General features: G+C 37.5%; 14 protein-coding genes and 2 tRNA genes. 8 read left to right on the top strand and 8 right to left on the bottom strand.

What is annotated here, in order from left to right; genetic code table 11:
* Positions 1–70 precede the first annotated feature (70 nt).
* Positions 71–1597, bottom strand: a complete 1527-nt coding sequence (locus CLV94_RS04610; protein WP_121375255.1) for a GH3 auxin-responsive promoter family protein — start codon at positions 1595–1597, stop codon at positions 71–73.
* 126 nt (positions 1598–1723) lie between these two features.
* Between CLV94_RS04610 and CLV94_RS04605 the strand changes: the two genes are divergently transcribed.
* Positions 1724–2521 carry a DUF2797 domain-containing protein gene (locus tag CLV94_RS04605; protein WP_121375254.1) on the top strand — a complete coding sequence of 266 codons (798 nt, stop codon included), beginning with the start codon at positions 1724–1726 and terminating at the stop codon, positions 2519–2521.
* A gap of 50 nt (positions 2522–2571) precedes the next feature.
* Here CLV94_RS04605 and CLV94_RS04600 read toward each other — a convergent pair whose 3' ends face one another.
* Together CLV94_RS04600 and sppA are read right to left on the bottom strand one after the other, a co-directional pair.
* A complete protein-coding gene (locus CLV94_RS04600; RefSeq protein WP_121375253.1) occupies positions 2572–5154 on the bottom strand; it encodes an AsmA-like C-terminal region-containing protein in 2583 nt (860 codons plus the stop codon).
* Positions 5155–5330: 176 nt separating this feature from the next.
* Positions 5331–7094, bottom strand: a complete 1764-nt coding sequence (gene sppA / locus CLV94_RS04595; protein WP_121375252.1) for a signal peptide peptidase SppA — start codon at positions 7092–7094, stop codon at positions 5331–5333.
* 124 nt (positions 7095–7218) lie between these two features.
* Between sppA and folK the strand changes: the two genes are divergently transcribed.
* Positions 7219–8364: a 2-amino-4-hydroxy-6-hydroxymethyldihydropteridine diphosphokinase gene (gene folK, locus CLV94_RS04590; RefSeq protein ID WP_121375251.1), complete on the top strand. Its 1146-nt coding sequence runs from the start codon at positions 7219–7221 to the stop codon at positions 8362–8364.
* Positions 8365–8368: 4 nt separating this feature from the next.
* Here the strand turns inward: folK and CLV94_RS04585 are convergent, their stop codons facing one another.
* Positions 8369–8899 (bottom strand): RNA methyltransferase, encoded by a 531-nt coding sequence (locus tag CLV94_RS04585; RefSeq protein ID WP_121375250.1) that lies wholly within the window; start codon positions 8897–8899, stop codon positions 8369–8371.
* Positions 8900–8964: 65 nt separating this feature from the next.
* On the opposite strand from CLV94_RS04585, the gene mutS reads away from it, so the two are divergent.
* From mutS to CLV94_RS04565, 5 genes are all read left to right on the top strand, one after another.
* Positions 8965–11571, top strand: a complete 2607-nt coding sequence (mutS, locus tag CLV94_RS04580) for a DNA mismatch repair protein MutS (RefSeq protein ID WP_121375249.1) — start codon at positions 8965–8967, stop codon at positions 11569–11571.
* Between the two features lie 141 nt (positions 11572–11712).
* A tRNA-Gly gene (locus tag CLV94_RS04575) sits at positions 11713–11785 on the top strand.
* Between the two features lie 15 nt (positions 11786–11800).
* Positions 11801–11886, top strand: a tRNA-Leu gene (locus CLV94_RS04570).
* 151 nt (positions 11887–12037) lie between these two features.
* Complete coding sequence (locus CLV94_RS17225) at positions 12038–12172, top strand: hypothetical protein (protein WP_262671371.1); 135 nt, start codon at positions 12038–12040, stop codon at positions 12170–12172.
* Between the two features lie 252 nt (positions 12173–12424).
* A complete protein-coding gene (locus CLV94_RS04565; RefSeq protein WP_121375248.1) occupies positions 12425–12775 on the top strand; it encodes a DUF1508 domain-containing protein in 351 nt (116 codons plus the stop codon).
* Between the two features lie 67 nt (positions 12776–12842).
* On the opposite strand, the gene CLV94_RS17000 is transcribed toward CLV94_RS04565, so the two are convergent.
* From CLV94_RS17000 to CLV94_RS04545, 4 genes are all read right to left on the bottom strand, one after another.
* The gene (locus CLV94_RS17000; RefSeq protein WP_170148746.1) at positions 12843–13076 is read right to left on the bottom strand and encodes a hypothetical protein; all 234 of its coding nucleotides are present in this window, start codon (positions 13074–13076) and stop codon (positions 12843–12845) included.
* A 253-nt stretch (positions 13077–13329) separates the two neighbouring features.
* A complete protein-coding gene (locus CLV94_RS04555) occupies positions 13330–15468 on the bottom strand; it encodes a S46 family peptidase (protein ID WP_121375247.1) in 2139 nt (712 codons plus the stop codon).
* Between the two features lie 88 nt (positions 15469–15556).
* A complete protein-coding gene (locus CLV94_RS04550; RefSeq protein ID WP_245982442.1) occupies positions 15557–16015 on the bottom strand; it encodes a GNAT family N-acetyltransferase in 459 nt (152 codons plus the stop codon).
* A gap of 8 nt (positions 16016–16023) precedes the next feature.
* Positions 16024–17250 carry a 3-deoxy-D-manno-octulosonic acid transferase gene (locus CLV94_RS04545; protein WP_121375246.1) on the bottom strand — a complete coding sequence of 409 codons (1227 nt, stop codon included), beginning with the start codon at positions 17248–17250 and terminating at the stop codon, positions 16024–16026.
* 99 nt (positions 17251–17349) lie between these two features.
* On the opposite strand from CLV94_RS04545, the gene CLV94_RS04540 reads away from it, so the two are divergent.
* A complete protein-coding gene (locus CLV94_RS04540) occupies positions 17350–18480 on the top strand; it encodes a DegT/DnrJ/EryC1/StrS family aminotransferase (protein WP_121375245.1) in 1131 nt (376 codons plus the stop codon).
* Positions 18481–18504: the final 24 nt, after the last annotated feature.

The raw sequence follows: 18504 nt of genomic DNA, 5'->3' as shown, positions 1-18504 counted from the left end.
CCACAAGCAACTTTAACATTCAGAAGAAGTAAGTCTTTGATTATGCCTACTTATCGTGTTTGTCATAGAATTAAGTAGTAATAGAAAATTGCATGGATTTTAGTTCTTCCAGATAATTCCTTTGGTTGGATAATCTTGGGATTTTATGCTGTCCTCCTAATTTATCTTGCTCTTTCAGCCAGTCATAAAACAAGTTTGTTCTTGCTACATTGATAATCAACGGATTTAAGGTCATGTTGTTATGGCGCTTTGCTTCATAGTCGGAATTCAGAGACTGCAAGGTATCGTCTAAAATCTGCCTAAAATCTGTGATGTTCTCAGGCATATTTTTAAATTCAATCATCCATTCGTGAGCGCCTTTTTCCTTTCCTTCCATAAAAACTGGCGCCACTGTATAGTCAATGACTTCGGTGTTGGTCAGTTTGCAGGCTTTGGCTATAGCTCTGTCTGTATTTTCAACAATCAGTTCTTCTCCAAATACGTTAATATGGTGCTTTGTCCTGCCGCTTACGCGTATCCGATACGGATTTAAAGACGTAAATCGAATAGTGTCGCCGATCATATAGCGCCATAATCCAGCATTTGTGGTAATTACGATTGCGTAATTTTTGTCAAGTTCAACTTCTGATAATCGGATGACTTTCTGTTCCGGTGTCCCAAAAGTATCCATCGGGATAAATTCATAAAAGATACCGTAGTCTAACATCAGCAATAAATCGCTGGAATTGTTGAGGTCTTGTATGGCGAAAAATCCTTCAGAGGCATTGTAGATTTCATAATATTGGAAACCAGAGTTCGGAAGAATTTTTTTGTATTGTTCTCGATAGGGCTCAAAACTGACACCACCGTGGAAATACACTTCCAGGTTTGGCCAGATTTCAAGCAGGTTTGTCTTTCCAGTAACTTCTAAAGTTTTGTTCATCAGGACTAACATCCAAGATGGAACTCCCGCAAAACTCGTTACATTTTCGTGAATTGTTTCGTTGATGATTGCCGGAATCTTGGCTTCCCATTCGCTCATCAGCGATACTTTATTGCTCGGCGTACTGCTGAATTCGGCCCAAATCGGCATGTTGTCAATCAATATCGCAGATAAATCACCGAAGAAAGTGTTATTGTCTTCGTACAGTTGTTTGCTTCCGCCAAGGCGAAGGCTTTTTCCGGTAAATAATTGCGATTCTTCGTTGTTGTTAAGATAAAGGCTCAGTAAATCTTTACTCGCTTTATAATGGCAGTTTTCAAGCGCTTCTGTGCTAACGGGGATGAATTTACTTTTCGCGTTGGTAGTTCCGCTTGACTTTGCAAACCATTTTATCGGCGTGTTCCAAAAAACATTCTGCTCGCCTGTTCGCGTCCTTTCAATCAGCGGCTCCAAGTCTTCATAAGTAGAAACAGGAACCCTTTCGGTGAATTCTTGATACGATTTTATCGAAGAAAAATCATACTGTTTGCCGATAACAGTGTATTCGGCAGTGCGGATCAAGTTCAAAAGCAACTCTTCCTGAACTTCATTTGGGTATTTCAGGAACAATTCAATTTGATGGATTCTTTTTTTTAAAATCCACGTTGCCACCGAATTGATTATGGGTAACGCCATTTTTTAGGTTTGAGTTATGATTTATGAGTTACGAATTTCTAACTTTACCAAAAATAACAAAAATTGTCGAAAGTCAAGTGCCAAAAGCCATAAAGCGATCGTCTAAATCATAAACTCAAAAAAACAATGCAATACGAAGGTGTTCTTTCAAAAATGGAAACGGAATTTGCGGCTCAGATTCAATACTATCTGACTTTTGAAAACAGTTTCTTGAACGTAAACCAAGCTCTTGATAAAAATATTGAAATCAGTTTTCTCGGTTACCAATGCCTTAACTGTTCCAAAAAGAAAAAGATTTTTCGCCAGGGATTCTGCTATGATTGTTTCTACAGCAGTCCGGCGGTTGGAGATTGGATTATGAGACCCGAATTGAGTACAGCACATTTAGGGATTGCAGACCGAGATTTGGATTATGAAACCAGAGTACAGTTGCAACCACATGTGGTATATCTAGCTTTATCAAGCGAAATAAAAGTAGGCGTGACGCGAAAAACACAGATTCCGACGCGATGGATCGATCAAGGCGCATGTGAGGCGGTTTCTATTGTGGAAGTTCCGAATCGGTATTTGGCTGGAATTACGGAGGTGGCTTTGAAAAATCATTTTGTAGACAAGACCAATTGGAGGAAAATGCTTCAGAACGAAGTGTTGACTTTGGATTTGATAGCTGAAAAAACTAATATTTTTGATAAGCTTCCAGAAGAAGTGAAGCCTTATTTTAATCCTGACTTAGACGAGCACTTTGTGTTGAAATATCCAGTCTTGAGATATCCTAAAAAAGTAACGGGATTGAACCTAGACAAAACCCCTAATTTTACAGGCCGATTGATAGGAATAAAAGGACAATATTTGATTTTTGAAGATGGGACAGTTTTTAATGTCCGAAGCTTTGAAGGCTACGTCATTGGGATGAATATTCTATAAAAAAAGCCTGCAATTAAACATTGCAGGCTTTTTTGTTTCAAGTTATAAGTTTATTCTTTTTTCTTTTTATTAAAAAGACCTTTGATTCCTTCCGAAACTTTAGTTTTTACATCTTCCTTGGTAGGATTCGTCTGCGTTTTAGTTGTATCTTTTTTAGTACCGCCTAGCAGATTTCCTAAAGCGTTGGTTCCTTGAGTAACCAATTTGTCTTTTTGGGTTTTGACTAATTGCGTCGCTAGTTTGGTAACAGCCTGTTCTATATCTGTCGAGACTTTTGGATTTTTAAAATTACCCGTAAGTATAGCCGTTACAGGAATGTTTTCTAATTTGTTAGCTTCGGCAGGGCTCAGTTTTGCGATTAATTTATTTGCTTCTGTTCCCAGGTATTTTGCAGGAACATCAAATTTCAGGTTGTAATTCATAGACTGGTCAAAACCGTGTTGTCCGCCAACATTTATCTTGATGTCTTGGTATTTGATGTCGAAAGGCTTCACGTTTACTTTTCCATCTTTGAACGTAAGATTTGCTTTTAGGTCGTTCAAGTTTAATTTCTGCAGGTCGATGAATTTTACTTTTTCATCAAGCTTGTTCAAAACGGCAGAATTTTTTGAGTTTATTGTAGTCGAAAGCAATTGCCCGAACAAATCGCCTGAAAGCGTATTGAGGTCTGGCGACATTGTTTTTGCATCCAAATTACCAGAAAGCTTGATGGTCGAATTCAGTTTTCCGTTAATTGCATCGGCAATCGGAGCAATTTTCTTCAACATGTCCAATTGGGTAAACGTCTGGTTAATGTCTACCGTAGATAAGCCTAGGTCCATATTAAATGTAGGAACTTTGCCTTTTGTAGAAACATCTCCCGTGGCAGTGATTAATCCATTGAAAATTGAAGTTTTTAAATTTTGGAGTGAAACTGCTTCGTCTTTTACGATAATTTTCCCAGAAACGTTTTTAAGGTTTAAGTTGTCATACACTACAGTATTCGCAGACGCATTCAAGGTTACATTTAAAAGCTTTGGAATCTTGACAGCTTCTGTAGTTACAGTCTTATTGTTTACCGTAGTTTCGGTTTTTGACATAAAATCAGATACCAAAAATTGGTTGGATTTCATCGTAAAATTCCCTCTCAGCTCTTGGTTTTTGAATGCATAACCTAAGAAGTTTTCTAAAACACCATTTACTTTTAAGTCGGTTTTTCCAGTCGTCATATCCAATTGCTGCAAATTGATTTTCTGGTTTGAAAATTGAGCGACAGCAGTATTGATGGTGTAGGCTTTTTTATCGGCATCGACATATTTGAAGCCTGAAATACTTGCGTTTCCGGCAGCTTGAATGTTTTGGTATTGATTTGTTTCTACCGACTTCATATCGAATTTAGTCTCAACATCAGCTTTCAGAATTCCTGAAAGCGGCGTATCTAATTTTACAGGATACGCTTTGGAGACATTTGCAAGATTCACGGTTCCTTTTAATTTGGCATCTACCAACGGATTTTCGACGATGTTTTTTACATTCGCCTGTACATTGAACACATCCTGATCGATTCGGAAAGAAAGCTTGTCAAGGTTTACGTACGTATCGTTCAATATTCCTGTTTCGTTGATGATTTTTGTGTCGATTACGATATTTTCAACCGATTTTGGAAGGTCAGGATATTTGAACGACGCATTGTTAGAAGCAATGGCCAGATTGAATTTTGGAACGGTCTTGTCACTATACAACCCTTTTGCAAATCCAGAAACTTTAAAATCGCCAGTTGTTTTAACGGTACTCAGGTTTCCGGCATACGCTTCAGGAATGACTCCTAAGAAATTTTTGAATGAGGAAGTCGGTGTCTTGAAAGTCAAGTCGTATTCTTGTCCGGCATCAACAATCTGAATAAAACCATCAAATTCTAACGGTAGTTGATTAATCAAAGCTTTATTGTCCTTGAACGTATATTTGCTGTTTTCCAGATCAATCCCTAATACGGCGTCTAAATCCAATTTGATGTTTTTCATATAATTGGTCTTGTCCATATCCAAAGAAACCTTTGCAGTAGTTTTGGTTGTCAAATCCAATTTTGAAGCCGCAAAATTTCCTTTTCCTTGGTGATTCAAGCTATCGATGACCATTTTGACTTTGGAACGTTCGTCGAAGTAAGTAAAACGAAGGTTTTCTATTTCGTAATTTTGGACGTTCATGGCAAAAGGCTTGCTTTTAGAATCTTCCTTTTTATCTTTCTTGTCTTTTATGGCGATATCAAAATTCCCGACGCCGTTTTTGTCAAAAAGAATATTAATCACGCCGTTTTTCGAAGAAAAGGATTCGATATTCATCGGCTCTCCTTCGCTTTTAAAAAGTTCTTTAATAGACATTTTTAGGTTTACTTCTCCAGCATATACCAAAGTATCGCCTTCAAACGGAGCCTTGTTGATGATGCTTAATTTATCAATGGTAACGTTCGCGCGCGGAAAGCTCTTGAACAAGCTTAAGTCTACATCGTTAAATGCGACTTTCGCGTCTACATTTTCATTAATTGATTTCAAGACCAGTTGTTTGATCTTGTCTTTGAATAAAAATGGCGCTGCAGCTAATGCAATGATTATTACTAATAGAAATATACCGACGGCTTTTAAAATCTTTTTTAACATAATAAATTTATTTATTTAGCGAAATTATAACAAAAATTAAACCAATATCCTTAATAAAAGTATAAATAAGAAAAATTTTAAAGAAGTGAAATCTAAAACTTAATGTTTTCGAAATATATAAATAAAAAAATATCAGGATTTTTGGCCCTGATATTTAGTTTATTGCTTAAAAGAAATTATTTGATATTTATCTCATAAGGCATTAAGGCCTGCATTCCTTTTTGAGCGCTCATTCTTCGAATCTGCTCGATCATTTGGTAGTTTTCTTCGCCTACCTCTTCTTTGATAAAGCTTTCTTTCGATTGCATGAATGGCATGCCACCAAAAATATCTGCAAATTTCTTCTCGTATTCTGGATAATCGGCAGTCTTGTAGTCTTTGATTTTAGCCAATTTTGCGGCTTCTTTTATAGCGTCGCCCATGCCTCCAATTTTATCAACCAAGCCAATTTTAATCGCATCAGCTCCAGTCCAGACTCTTCCTTGGGCAATAGAGTCAACTTCTTCAAATTTCATGTTTCTTCCTTTGGCCACACGGTCAACGAAAACTTTGTAGATGTTTTCTACGCTTTCTTGAACCACACTTCTGGTGTTATCGTCTAAAGGAGTGAAGATGCTATATCCTGCAGCATTCTGGTGCGTTTTTACCTGTTCTGTATGAATTCCGATGTTGTTCGTCAGTTTTGTAATGTTTGGCAGCGTACCGAAGACTCCGATTGAACCTGTAATAGTGGTTTCTTCTGCAAAAATCTTGTTGGCGTTACAAGCGATATAATAACCTCCAGAAGCGGCCAGATTGCCCATAGAAACTACGACAGGTTTTACCTTTTTAGTTAGCTCAATTTCTCTCCAGATCAAGTCGGAAGTCAAGGCGCTTCCACCCGGACTATCTATTCTCAAGACGATTGCTTTAACTTTTTTGTCGTTTCTAGCTTCTTGTAAAGAACGTCTCATCGAGCCTTCGCCGATAATATTGACATCGCCTTCGCCACCAAGAATGGTTCCTTGCGCATAGATGATGGCAATAGTGTTTTCACTGCTTGGTTTTTTTCCTACGGTCGAGTTTTTATGCGCATAATCGATAATGCTTACCGTGTTATACTCTTCGTCTTTTTTGACTTTAAGCGCTTTTCTGATACCGTTGTGGTATTCGTCTTCATAAGCAATCTTGTCAATCAATTTTTCTGCTTTTGCCATTTCTGGCGTTCTTGCCAAAAGTCCGTTTGCAATTTCATTCAGTTTTTCAACCGGAATTTTTCTGCTTTTTGAAATATCAGCGGCAACCGAATTCCAAACCGAATTTAATAAGGCCGAAATCTGCTCGCGGTTGGCTTCGCTCATTTCATTGGCAAGATAAGGCTCTACGGCACTTTTGTATTTTCCATGACGGATAACTTCCATCTTAACGCCAGTTTTCTCTTGAAAGTCTTTGTAGAACATGACTTCAGAAGAAAGTCCTTTAAAGTCCATTTCTCCAACAGGATTAAGATAGATTGTGTCGGCAACAGAATTAAGATAGTATTCTTTTTGGGTATACGAATTGGCATAAGCCACGACAAATTTTCCTGATTTTTTGAAATCTTCTAACTTGTCTCGAAGCGCTTTGCTTTGCGCCATTCCTAATAATGACATATTGTTTAGGATGGAGATTCCTTTGATCTTATCATCGGTTTTAGCGGCATCAATCGCGTTTAGCACATCAGAAAGACCGTTTGTTTTTTCTTCATTTAAAAAGCTGAAATCTTCGTATAAAAATTTCCCAGCATAGTCGTTTGTGACTTCTTCTAAATTCAGTTCTATTACTGAATTGTCTTTTACCACAACGGTCTTAGAATCGTTACCGCCAAATAATGCGGCAATGATTATAAATCCAAAAAATAGGACGAATAGGAAAACAAATAATCCGATTACGGTTGAAAGTACATTTTTTAAAAAATTCATAGTATTGTTATTTCTTTATAGGTCACATAAATATCGAAAAAGTTACAAATTTCGGCCTAATAATTTCGGATTGCAACTTAAAAATGTGCTTTTGTCTGAAATACTTTTCCTTAATTTGTAGTCTATGAAAATGCAGCACCAAGTTATACTATCTATCGGAAGCAACGAAGGCGACAGGCTTCAAATAATTCAGCAAGCTATTGATTTGATTCACAAAGAGATTGCTACCGTTGTTAAGGTTTCAAAGCTTTACGAAACGCCTTCTTGGGGTTTTGAGGGCGACGCCTTTTTCAACTGTGCTATATTGGTGCACACTTGCAAGACGGCTTCTTCAATTTTGGAAGAAGTTCTTGAGGCCGAATTGGATTTAGGGAGAATCAGGAAGGCAGGGGCACGGTATCAATCTAGGACAATCGATATTGATATTATAAGCTTTGACGAAGAAATTATTGATACTGAAAATTTAAAAGTACCGCATCCGCATATGCAAGACCGAAAATTTGTCTTGCTGCCGATGAACGATTTGAAATCTGATTTTGTCCATCCTAAATTTAATAAAAATACCGTCGAGCTGTTGAGAGATTGTAAAGACGAATCAGTTTACAAGATTGTTTCCGATTTAGAATCTCCCGTAGCAAAATATCATTTCGACCATTTTAATTATATTGCTATCGAAGGAAATATTGGTGCTGGAAAAACAACGCTTGCCCACAAAATTGCAGAGGATTTTAATGCTAAGATTGTCTTGGAAGGTTTTGCGGACAATCCTTTCCTTCCAAAATTTTATAAAGACCAAGCCCGATACGCTTTTCCGTTAGAAATGTCTTTTTTGGCTGATAGATACCAGCAACTGTCGCATGATTTGGCGCAGTTTGATTTGTTTAAGGATTTTATCGTTGCCGATTACCATATCTTTAAATCCTTGATTTTTGCGAAAGTCACTTTAGGTGAAGACGAATACCGATTGTACAAGACGCTTTTTGATATAATTTATAAAGAAATGAAAAAGCCGGATTTGTATGTCTACTTGTATCAAAATACAGAACGTCTGCTAGAGAATATAAGGCTGAGAGGCCGTTCTTATGAACAAGAAATTCCGGCAGAATATCTGGACAAGATCAATAGAGGCTATCTTGATTATATAAAATCTCAAACCGACCTGAATGTCTTGGTTATTGATGTTTCCGATAAAGATTTTGTGAAGAACCAAGATGATTATCTTCACATTTTAGATGAAATCGAAAGCAAAGCTTTTTCGGGAAAACGATAAGGTTTTAAAAATTCAATTTTTGAAACAAATCCCAAACCACAATTCCGGCACTTACCGAAATATTTAATGAATGTTTTGTGCCTAATTGCGGAATTTCTATAGTGCCTTGGCATTTTTTAATCGCTTCTTGAGAAACGCCTTTTACTTCGTTTCCAAAAACCAAAGCATATTTTTGATCATTTTCCGGAATAAATTCTTGCAGAGAAATGGAATTTTCTACTTGTTCGATTGCCATTACAGTAATATTTTCTTTTTGGAGGCTGTCAATGACTTCCAAAACATCTTTGGCATATTCCCAAGAAACAGTTTCCGTTGCGCCAAGAGCCGTTTTGTGAATTTCTTTGTTTGGAGGCGTAGCCGTAATGCCGCAGAGATAAATTTTTTCAATTAAAAAAGCATCGGCCGTCCTGAAAACAGAGCCGATATTATGCAGGCTTCGAATATCGTCTAATACGATAATTAGCGGTGTTTTTTCGGCCTGCTTGAAATCTTCGATACTTTTTCTTTCTAATTCGCTGTTGGCAAGTTTTCTCATAAATGCAGATGCAATACTATTAGTTTTTCTATTTTAGCAAAAATAATTTAAAAATCCGAATACTCTTGGCCACGAAAGATAAAACTCCGAAAGAAACTCCATTAATGAAGCAATACAACGAGATCAAAAGGAAATATCCTGATGCTTGCTTGTTGTTTAGAGTGGGAGATTTTTATGAAACTTTTGGAGAAGATGCGATCCGTGCTTCGAAAATTTTAGGAATCGTGCTCACAAAAAGAGGCGCTGGTTCCGAAACCGAAACGGCTCTGGCAGGATTTCCGCATCATTCCTTGAATACTTACCTGCCTAAATTAGTAAAAGCCGGGCTGCGAGTTGCGATTTGCGACCAGCTCGAAGATCCAAAAATGACAAAGACTATCGTAAAGCGGGGTGTTACCGAATTGGTGACTCCTGGCGTTTCTATGAACGATGAGGTGCTTCAGTCAAAATCAAACAACTTTTTGGCTTCAATTTATTTCGGAAAGAGAATTATAGGAGTTTCTTTCTTAGATGTTTCTACGGGTGAATTTTTAGCTGCACAAGGCAACGAAGAATATATTGACAAGCTGTTGCAGAATTTTAATCCGAGTGAAGTACTTATTCCAAAACAGAATAAGAACGATTTCAAAGAATTGTTCGGCGAAGACTATCATAACTTTTATCTTGAAGACTGGGTGTATAAAGAAGATTATGCCTTCGAGACGCTGACAGGTCATTTTCAGACAAATTCTTTAAAAGGATTTGGAATTGAAGAATTGCCGGAAGGAATTATTGCTTCGGGAGCGATTTTATATTATTTGTCAGAAACACAACATAACAAAGTCCAGCACATTACGTCAATTCAACGAATTGCAGAAGACGCTTATGTTTGGATGGACCGATTTACGATCCGAAATTTAGAATTGTATCACAGCTATAATCCAAACGCAGTAACATTGTTAGATGTTATCGACAGGACGCTTTCGCCAATGGGAGGCCGTCTTTTGAAGCGTTGGCTGGCGCTGCCGCTAAAAGATGCGGATAAAATAAAAGGGCGCCATGAGGTAGTTTCTTATTTAAAAGAAAATAATGAGGTGCTGAAAAGCATCCAATATCAAATAAAACAGATTTCCGATTTGGAACGTCTGATTTCAAAAATTGCCACAGGAAAAGTGTCGCCTAGAGAAGTTGTGTATCTAAAAGATTCGTTAGATGCTATCATTCCGATAAAAGCATTGGCTCTCGAAAGCCAAAATGTTGCGGTCAAGACGATAGGAGACAGCTTGCACAGTTGCGACTTGTTGCGAGAAAAAATCAAGACGACACTGAATCCAGAGGCTCCGGTTTCCATCAATAAAGGAAATGCAATTGCTAAAGGCATTCATGCTGAATTAGACGAATTGAGAAGCATTTCGACTTCTGGAAAAGAATATCTAGAAGGAATCGAGACAAGAGAATCAGAAAGAACAGGCATTTCTTCTCTTAAAATTTCTTTCAATAATGTTTTCGGATATTATATCGAAGTCAGAAATACACACAAAGATAAAGTGCCGGCCGAATGGATCCGTAAGCAGACCTTGGTAAATGCAGAGCGTTATATTACGGAAGAACTAAAAGAATATGAAACCAAAATTCTTGGAGCCGAAGAGAAAATCCACCAATTGGAAAGCCAGCTTTTTGAACAATTGGTCAATTGGATTTCGACGTATATAAAGCCTGTACAGCTCAATGCTAACTTAATTGCCCAGTTAGACTGCCTTACGTCTTTTACGCAATTGGCCATCGAAAATAATTATGTATGTCCTGTTCTAGATGATACTTTTGAATTGGAAATAAAAAATGGACGTCATCCGGTAATCGAAAAACAGCTTCCTGTTGGAGTTCCTTATATTGCTAATGATGTCTATTTAGACAGAGATACCCAGCAAATCATTATGATTACAGGGCCTAATATGTCGGGTAAATCGGCTATCCTGCGTCAAACAGCATTGATTGTATTGTTGGCACAGATGGGAAGTTTTGTCCCGGCCGAAAGCGTAAGGATGGGTGTCATAGACAAGATTTTTACAAGGGTAGGTGCATCGGACAACATTTCGATGGGAGAATCTACTTTTATGGTCGAGATGAACGAGACAGCTTCAATCTTGAACAACCTTTCCGACAGAAGCCTGGTGCTTTTGGATGAGATTGGAAGAGGAACGAGCACCTATGACGGAATTTCTATCGCTTGGGCAATTGCCGAATACCTGCACGAGCATCCTGGAAGGCCGAAAACATTATTTGCGACGCATTATCACGAGCTCAACGAAATGACCGAAATTTTGGAAAGAATCCAGAATTATAATGTTTCGGTAAAAGAATTAAAAGATAATGTGCTTTTTATCCGTAAATTAGTAAAAGGAGGGAGTGCCCATAGTTTTGGTATTCATGTGGCTAAGATGGCCGGAATGCCTCAAACGGTAATCCAAAAAGCACAGAAACTGCTGAAAAAACTTGAAAAAGACCATTCGGGAGAAGCCTTGAACGGTATAAAGCCGTCTAAGGACGAAATGCAACTGAGTATTTTCAATTTAGACGACCCGCTTTTGGAAGAAATAAAAGAAGAAATATTGAATTTAGACATCAATACCCTTACGCCAGTGGAAGCTTTGATGAAGCTGAATGAAATCAAGAGGATGCTAGTAAAAAAATGATTTGGATTTAAAGAATACGTTATCAGAAAGTTATATTTTTTATCTTCTTTTTTTGAAAAAAGTTCTTGTATAATTGAATTAATGTATTAAATTTGCATCCGCAATACGGTTCAAGTGTTGCTGTTCTTACAAATCAGAAATGCGAAAATAGCTCAGTTGGTAGAGCGCGACCTTGCCAAGGTCGAGGTCGCGGGTTCGAGCCCCGTTTTTCGCTCAAATTAAAGTCCATGCTCGGATGGTGAAATTGGTAGACACGCTGGACTTAAAATCCAGTGAACAGTAATGTTCGTGCGGGTTCAAGTCCCGCTCTGAGTACAAAAAGCCCCTAACTTAGGGGCTTTTTTATTTTTACAAATTAAATATTCCTTGCTTCTAGGAATTTAAATCTTGAATTTTTAAAAAAAATGCCGAGCCTTGTTGGAAGAGGTTTGATTGGCTAAAGCTTAATACTGACTTTGATGAATCCATGTTGCAGTCAAGAGGGATGGATTCTGGAGAGGGCTTATTTGGCGGTATTCATGGGGTTGTAGCTGGAGCATATGGCGGCGCATTGAGTGGTGACTTGGAAGGTTCGGCAGGAAAAGCTTTTCAAGGAATCTGAGGATGGATTACGGGCTAATAAGTTTTGTAATAGAAAAAAATGATAGCCTCTTTGTGGTTTTTTTTTATTTTTATTATTGATTTATTTTTACTTTGGAAATGAAGGTCATTTCTGTGAAACAATTTAGTATTTATTCTTACATTTGGCGCATCAATCATTAAGCGGGTAAGAATTAGTTACTTTTAATCACTTAGTGGGAAAGCCTCTCTTTCGGGAGGCTTTTTTGTCTTAAACACTCTATTTAATTATTTTATGGGCGCATTTGTTATTAGCAAGAAAGACGAAGATCATTACAAGTTTGTGTATACTTCTCGAAAAGGAAAAATCGTCTTTACGAGCATGACTTATGAATTAAAAATGGATTGCGAAAGCGATATTGAAATCATTAAAGCGAATGCTGAAACAGCACTCTGCTTGAAATTCAGGGCTTCAAGCGGTAAATATTTTTATAAGCTGATCATTAACAGCAAGATATATGCTATAAGTAGGAAGTTTAACACCGAGCTGCGATTGGCGAAAGGAATTTCAGAAGTGGCGCTTTATGTTTCAAAAGCAGAAACGCTTGATTTTACGGGAGCCGATATCTTTGCCGATATAGACTAAGGTTGCTAAATAATAAGCATAAAAAAACCCCGCTAAAAGCAGGGTTATTTTTTTTACTGTTTGCTAATTATTGTTTAGCAGGAGCAGCAGTTTCAGCTTTAGCAGCTTCAACTTTAGCTTCTTCAGCAACTTTAGTGCTATCAACAGTAGCTTCAGCGTTTACTTCAGCAGCTTCAACAGCTTGAGTAGCTTCAACTTCTGTAGCTTCAACAGCAGCCTCTTCAGCTGGTTTTTCAGTTTCTTTACAAGAAACAAATGCCATAGTAGCAACTAATGCTAAGCTTAATACAACTTTTTTCATCTTACTAAATTATAAAGGTTAATTATTAATTCGGAGCAAAGATATAAATTTTTTAATATCTTAAAATATTTATTGTAATTTTTTTTAAAAGATTTTTTTTAAAAATAAATTCCTTGAATTACAAGGGTTTAAGTGATGTCTTTGTGATTTAAAACTTGTTAAAAATGACAACGACTACAATAATTCGCCAAATTCTGAAATTTAAGAGCTCTATTTTCGGTAATTCTTAAATTTTATGGCGAAAAACTGTGAATTATTTCTTTCCTCCAACGATTTTCATCTCGTTGATCAGGTGTTTCGCTCCAGCATATTTGTCAATAATAAAAAGAACATATCTCATGTCGACCATTATATTTCTGCAGATGGCAGGATCATAATAAATATCGCTCATTGTTCCTTCCCAAACGCGGTCAAAGTTGAGTCCTATCAGATTTCCTTTTGCATCTATCGCAGGACTACCTGAATTTCCTCCTGTCGTGTGATTGGTCCCAATAAAACAGACTGGCATTTTTCCTTTTTTGCCGTACTGGCCGTAATCTTTTTTGTTGTACAAGTCAATCAGCTTGGCTGGAACATCAAATTCATAATCGCCAGGAATGTATTTTTCCATCACACCGTCTAAATAAGTCGTATGGCTATAAGTCACTGCATCGCTTGGCGAATAGCCTTTTACTTTTCCGTAAGTAACACGCAGCGTACTGTTGGCATCTGGGAAAATTCTAGCCTCTTTCGGACTCAATTCTAAAATACCTTTCATGTAAGTGCGTTGCAATGCCGCAATCTTTAGGTTGATTTCATCGTATTTCGGACTTACTTCTTTAAGATAGGTGTCAGCCAATGATTTTACGAACTGGTAGCCTTTATCCGCGTTGATTTTTGCCATAACAGCTTTTGCATCGCCAGAAAGTAATTCTTTTAGTCCTTTGTAGCTTGTGAGTTTTGAATCGTAAACTCTATCGGTCAATTTTTTGTAATCTGCATTTTTCAAGGTAGCTGGCAAAAATTGCTTAGGCGCTTTGGTCGCATACAATTCGATCAATTGCTCAAAGACTTTTTCGTCTACAGTAGCATTAAAATCTTTATAAGTTTCTTCTAGAGCCTTGATAGTCGCTTCTTTTCGATCTTTAAACGATTGCTCTCCTCTCGAATTGTAAACCTGCTCTAATTGATAAAGTCGGTAGCCGATTGTTAGCAATTCCGTATTTCGCAATACAACTTCTGTAAAATAATCCCTGCTTAAGGCATAAGGAGCGATCTCGGCATAGTTTTTTTCGAAGTCAGCAAACAAGTTGCCGTATTCCGCTTGTTTTCCCGCTTTGTTTACTTTTTCCAAGAACTCTTTTTCAAATTTTTTCTTGATCTCAATAGCATTTGATTTTTTCAAGCCTTGAGTCTCGCCGATCCATTTTTTCCAATAATTGGCAATACTTGCATATTTTGAAGCATATTGAATCTTGATAGCTTTGTCTTTTCTCATGAATCCGTCGGCCACTTTTAGGGCTTTGTCGCGGATTTCAATCTTCGCTGGATTCAAATTGTTCACGATTTGCTCAACCGCAACAGACGGAAGGTATTCTGTAGTTCTTCCAGGGTAGCCGAATACTAATGTGAAATCATCTTCTTCCACGCCTTTTATAGAAACAGGCAAAAAGTGTTTCGGCGTATAAGGAACGTTATCTTTTGAGTAAGCAGCAGGTCGGTTGTTTTTATCAGCATAAATTCTGAATAATGAAAAATCGCCTGTATGTCTTGGCCAAACCCAGTTGTCTGTATCGGAACCGAATTTGCCTATAGAAGAAGGCGGAGCGCCTACCAAACGTACATCTTTATAACTTTCTACAACAAATAAAATATATTGGTTTCCTTCATAAAAGGTACGAATCCTATTTTCCTGCCATGCTTCTTTTGGAGACGATTTTGTCAGCGATGCAATGTTTTCTTGGACTTTTTTCTGCTTTTCTGCTTCTGAAGAAATGTCAGAAACACCATTTAAGATTTGAGAAGTTACGTCTTCAATTTTTACGATAAAAGTTACTTCTAAATCAGGATTTGGCAGTTCTTCTTCTAAGCTCATCGCCCAAAAACCATCGGTCAGATAATCGTGTTCTACGGTAGAATGAGCTTGGATTTCTCCGAAACCGCAATGGTGATTTGTCAAAAGAAGCCCTTTAGAAGAGATAACTTCCGAAGTACAGCCGCCGTTAAATTGCGGTACTGCATCCTTGAGGCTTGATTTGTTTACATCATAAATATCGGAGGCCGACATTTTCATTCCCAGATTTTTCATTTCTGTTTCATTCATCCCTTTCAAAAGCGATGGAATCCACATTCCGCCTTGCTGTGAATAGGCAGGAAGAACCAGTAAAAGGACAAGAAGTCTTAAAAATTTCATAGATAACGATTGAAGTTTAGTGGTTGCAAGTTACAATTTTTGTGTAAAAAGCCGAATTATTTAACGATTCTCGAATTTTTAGTTGTTTTTAAACAAGACTGTTTTTTACCGTCAGTTTCATCAACTTGCGGTTGTGAATTGCAAAATCTTTGGATAAATAGAGTTTCTGAGCAATCTCATTATGACCTTCAACTTCGAGATAAATAATTTTCAGCGAAAGCGTAATGGCTTCCTGATGGATAAAATCTAAGGCTTTTTTTCCGATTCCTTTTCCGCGTGCTTTTCCGGAAATATACAATTCATCTAGGAAGGCGATCGTTCCTTTGTATTCAAAGCTAAAAACGAAAGTCAGGATTACATAGCCCACGATTTCATCATCCGAATAAATCAGCCATGCTCTTCCTAAATGTGGATTTTCTAAAAACTCCAGAAATAAGGCTTTTGAAATTGCAATGTCGATCGGGTAATTGTCGATGGCATAAAATTCCTGCATCATCGGAACAATAGTATCGATGTCTGAAGTGTGTAAAGGTTTGAAGGTTGTCATGGTTTTGTTTACAGATTTTTCAAGATAATTTCTGTTGCATTTTTATTCATCTGCACGAAAGTGCTCGAGATATGGCCTTTTTCAAAGCGTTCATCTTCGTTTTGGATTAGAAGAGAAAGCGTTTCTTCCAATTCTTTTTTGTTTTTCACAGAAATACAGCCGCCCATATTGACTAAAGCGACAGCTTCTGAAAACTTTTGGTAATTAGGGCCGATAACAATCGGAATCCCAAAAGTAGCAGGTTCTAAGATGTTGTGCAGGCCTGAAGTTCCGAAGCCACCTCCAACATACGCAATATCAGCATAACTGTAAATTTTAGTCAAGATGCCGATGGTGTCAATGATGAAGACATCGTAATCGGCTAGATTTTTGTTTTTTAGTTCTGAAAATAGGATAGTTTTTTTTGAAATACTGTTTTTCAGTTCGCTAATCTGTTCTGGCTTGACATTGTGCGGAGCGATGATAAATTTTACGCCAAAAGAATTGGTGTTTATAAAATCTAGCAGTTGTACTTCGTCTTTTGGCCAAGTGCTTCCGCAGACAATCGTCAATTGATTGTTTTTGAATTTTTCTATGAAATCTAGCGAATTGTCTCTTTCCAAAATTTTTAAAACTCGGTCAAAACGCGTATCGCCGCTTACTTTTACATTGTTAAATCCAATCTCTTGCAACAATAGCTTGGAACTTTCATTCTGCACGAAAAACTGTTTGAAAGCAGTAAGTGCTTTTCGGTAAAATCCGCCATACCATTTGAAGAAAACTTGGTCTTTCCTAAAAATTCCAGAGAACAGATAGGTAGGAATGCTTCTTTCTTTTAAGCCGTTCAGATAATTGGGCCAATATTCGTATTTGATAAAAAAGGCCATTTCGGGATGGACTAATTTCAGGAATTTTTCTGCGTTGCTTTTTGTGTCCAAAGGAAGATAAACAATCACATCGGCAACTGTTGAGTTTTTCCTGACTTCATAACCCGAAGGCGAAAAGAAAGTCAGTACGATTTTATGGTCTGGGTACAGTGTTCGAATTTTTTCCATCACAGGAAGACCCTGCTCAAACTCGCCGAGAGAAGCCGAATGAAACCAGATGGTCTTGTCTTTTGGTTGTATTTTATTGCCTAAAGTCTTAAAAACATTTTTTCTTCCCTCAACAAAAAGCTTCATTTTCGGATTAAAAAAAGCAACCGCCTTTAAGGCAAATCCAGTGATGATTACCAGTAGATTATATAGAAAAAACATAAGTCTGATTTTGAATCGCTAAAATACGCTAGTTTCTAGAAATTTCATTGGTTGTCCATCATTTTATTAGTAGTTTTGCTTGTTTTAAATTTAATTTAGATGAAAAAAATTCAAATGGTTGACCTAAAAGGTCAATATGAAAATATAAAAGAAACAGTAAACAATTCTATTCAGGAAGTTCTAGACACCAATACTTACATTAACGGTCCGGAAGTTCATAAATTCCAGAAAAATCTAGAAGAATATCTTGGCGCAAAACACGTGATTCCGTGTGCAAACGGTACAGATGCTTTGCAGATTGCCATGATGGGGCTGGATTTAAAACCTGGCGATGAAGTAATCACCGCTGATTTTACTTTTGCAGCAACCGTTGAAGTTATTGCGCTTTTGCAACTGACTCCAGTTTTAGTCGATGTAGAAATCGACACGTTTAATATTTCTGTTGAAGCAATTAAAAAAGCAATCACGCCAAAGACAAAAGCAATTGTTCCAGTGCATCTTTTCGGACAGGCTGCCAACATGGAAGCTATCATGCAGTTAGCTCAAGAGCATAATTTGTATGTAATCGAAGATAACGCTCAGGCAATTGGCGCCAATTACAGATATTTCGACGGCAAAAAAGAAAAAGTAGGAGTTATAGGCCATGTCGCTTCAACATCGTTCTTTCCGTCTAAAAACTTAGGCTGTTATGGAGATGGCGGCGCTATTTTTACAAACGATGATGACTTGGCCCACAAGCTTCGCGGTATCGTAAACCATGGAATGTATGTACGCTATCATCATGATGTGGTTGGCGTAAATTCACGTTTGGATAGTATTCAGGCAGCAGTCTTAAACGTAAAGCTCCCGAAACTAGATGAGTACAATGCGGCAAGGCAATTGGCGGCACAAAAATACAGCCAGGCTTTGGCAAATCATAAAAATATCGTTACGCCGTATGTTGCGGGTGAAAGAGATTCGCATGTTTTTCACCAATATACGTTGCGTGTTTTGGATGCCGATAGAGATGGCCTAATGCAACATTTGTTAGACAAAGGAATTCCATGTGCAATTTATTATCCGATTCCGTTGCACAGCCAGAAAGCGTATTTGGATGTCCGCTATAAAGAAGAAGACTTTCCGATAACCAACCAATTGGTAAAAGAAGTAATCTCATTGCCGATGCATACAGAGCTGGATGACGAGCAGATCAAATTCATAACAGATTCGATTTTAGAATTTTTGCAATAATTGATACAAACCGTGCACTTTCGA

Origin of the sequence: Flavobacterium endophyticum, assembly GCF_003634455.1 — a bacterium.
Classification (GTDB): Bacteria; Bacteroidota; Bacteroidia; order Flavobacteriales; family Flavobacteriaceae; genus Flavobacterium; species Flavobacterium endophyticum.
Note: the sequence above shows the minus strand (reverse complement) of the source record. Positions and strands in the feature narration are given on the sequence as shown.